This is a genomic window from Psychrobacter sp. T6-1, from assembly GCF_052258445.1.
On the sequence record NZ_JBQQFC010000314.1, the window covers coordinates 1 to 2,711 of the forward strand.

Genomic DNA, 2,711 nt, shown 5'->3' on the forward strand with positions numbered 1-2,711 from the left:
CCAGATACCACGCGAGTAATGACGTTTTCGATCGCGCCGCTAACGATAACCGTTGGACAACCGCCCATAGCCGCCAAACGACCCGCTCGGATCTTGGTCAACATACCGCCGCGCCCAAGCTTGCCACCATCACCTGCAATATCAAACAAGTAATCTGCCATAGCACGTTCTTGGCGGATCATCTTGGCATTAGGATTATTACGCGGATTGTCCGTAAACACCCCTTCTTGATCAGTCAAAATAATATAAAGATCGGCATTGATCATAGCCGCTGACATAGCACCTAAAGTATCATTATCACCAAATTTGATCTCGTCTACAGTGATAGTATCGTTCTCATTAATAACTGGCAGCACGCGCCACTCAAGCAGCTGCGTCAGCGCTCCTGTCGTATTAAGATAACGGCGGCGATTAGAGAGATCATCATGAGTTAATAATAATTGTGAGCTCTGTACGCCGTGTTGAATGAGCGCTGACCACCAAGTTTCGATCAGACCCATTTGACCGATAGAGGCACAAGCTTGCAGAGCGGCTAGCTTCTTCGGACGCTCCTCCAAATTCATCCGTACCACGCCCTCAGCAACCGCGCCTGAGGACACCAGCAGTACTTCTGTGCCTTGATTGTGCAGTTTTGCGATCTGTTTTGCCCACTCATATATAGCAGTTCGATCAAGTCCGCGTCCGTTATTGGTCAATAACGAGGAGCCAATCTTGACAATCACGCGCTTGATATTGAAGTTGCGAGTTTGCTGAATAAATCTTGCTTCCTCAGACGTGTTCTGGTTGTCAACTGCCATAAAAACTCCTATGTATTTATAAGTGAGTATCGGTTTGTTCGTATAATATGTCGGTTCATGCGCGTAGTAGTGTACTGGTATCAAGGCACGTAAACGACTTCAACATCGTAATCATCGTCATCGTCATTACTATCATCAGCATCTATGCCCTCGCGCTGTGCTTTACGGGCTGCGCGGTAAGCTTCGCGCTGCGCTTCGGTATTGCGGCGTACTTCAGCCTCTAAGCGCTCAAAGCTCTCTTTTTGCGCTTCAGCGAATATCGGATCTTCTAACTCGCGTTCACGTTCACGCTCAATCTCATTCATCAAGTGATATTTGACCGCGTCAACGCCCTCACCTGTCAATGTTGAGGTGCGAAACACAATACCCGTCCAGCCAAGCTCTGCCACGATGTGCGTACATAGCTCATTAAGCTCGCTCTCATCAACCACTTGATCTATCTTGTTTAAAACCAAAATTTGCGGCAAATTAGCCAGCTCTGGCGAGAAGCGCTCAAGCTCAGTGAGAATAACTCTAGCGTTTTGCACCGGATCACTACCATCGATGGGCTTGATATCTACTAAATGCAATAATCGGCGCGTACGTGCAACATGTTTTAAGAAGCGAATGCCAAGGCCTGCGCCCTCTGATGCGCCCTCGATCAATCCTGGAATATCTGCCATCACAAATGAGCGATGACGACCGATATCGACCACTCCCAAATTAGGCACTAACGTGGTAAAGGGATAATCTGCAACCTTTGGCGTGGCCGCTGATACTTGGCGGATAAAGGTGGACTTGCCTGCGTTTGGCAGTCCTACTAAGCCGACATCAGCGACAACTTTCAGCTCAAACTTTAATACCTTAAGTTCGCCTTCAAACCCTGATGTGGCCTTACGCGGTGCTTGATTGGTTGAGCTTTTAAAGTGGGTATTACCCAAACCGCCATCACCACCTTTAGCAACTAGTATCTTTTGATCAATCTCAATGAGATCACCGATAACTTCATCGGTTTCGGTATCGATAATAGTGGTACCAATAGGGACAGGCAACAGTACATCATCAGAGCCTTTGCCTGAACAGTTACGGCTATGGCCATTTTCGCCGCGCATTGCATCATAACGGCGAGTATAACGATAATCAACTAAGGTATTAGTATTATCAGCGGCGATGACATAAATATCGCCGCCACTGCCGCCATCACCGCCATCAGGACCGCCGCGTGGCACGTATTTTTCACGTCGAAAACTGGCGATTCCGTTACCACCGTCACCTGCTTTTACCGTTACGACGGCTTCATCAATAAATCGCATTTTTCAATCCTTATGGTACATATGAGTGGCTAGGCCAAATTACTACTGAGCTTAAGTTGTCATAAAAGCTAAATTGCCACCGCGTGTTTTTATCATGCTATTTATAACATACTCAAGGCTAAAACAGACTCAGCTTTATAACAATAACATCCGATAATCAATCAGACTATCGGATGCTTAAACTTTAACTAACTAGCGGTTTGATTTATGCAGGTATGTGATTGTAGCTAATACCTGCCATTTGCGTCGCTAAGCGCAATACTTGCGTGCTATAACCGACTTCATTGTCATACCAGATATAAACGGTAGCATGGTTGTCAGTGACGATAGTCGCTTGCGCATCCAAAATACCTACGTGAGTGGTACCGACGAAGTCTGTTGACACCGCTTCAGTTGAATCAGTATATGCGATTTGCGATTGCCAAGTACTGCTATTGGCCATTTTACGCATGTAGGCGTTGAGCGCGTCAGCGTCTTTTGGTGCCGTTTTGAGATTTAGGTTCAATATCGCAAGGCTCACGTTAGGCGTGGGTACACGAATAGCATTACCTGTAAGCTTACCGCTAAGCTCAGGCAAGGCTTTGCCCACTGCTTTGGCAGCGCCTGTGCTCGTCATAACCAT

The 2,711-nt window shown here is 46.8% G+C and carries 2 protein-coding genes and 1 pseudogene; all 3 read right to left on the bottom strand.

Annotation, left to right across the window (positions count from 1 at the left end; genetic code table 11):
• Positions 1–797 (bottom strand): glutamate 5-kinase (gene proB / locus ACTXGO_RS12155; RefSeq protein WP_443574735.1); only part of this gene is annotated, 797 nt, incomplete at its 3' end.
• 80 nt (positions 798–877) lie between these two features.
• The gene (gene cgtA, locus ACTXGO_RS12160; RefSeq protein WP_317199718.1) at positions 878–2,089 is read right to left on the bottom strand and encodes an Obg family GTPase CgtA; all 1,212 of its coding nucleotides are present in this window, start codon (positions 2,087–2,089) and stop codon (positions 878–880) included.
• 205 nt (positions 2,090–2,294) lie between these two features.
• A pseudogene (locus ACTXGO_RS12165) lies at positions 2,295–2,711 on the bottom strand (glyceraldehyde-3-phosphate dehydrogenase); the annotation flags it as partial.

Coding starts and splice junctions, on each gene's coding strand:
- cgtA (WP_317199718.1), bottom strand. CDS start 2,089: ATGCGATTTATTGATGAAGCCGTCGTAACGGTAAAAGCAGGTGACGGT.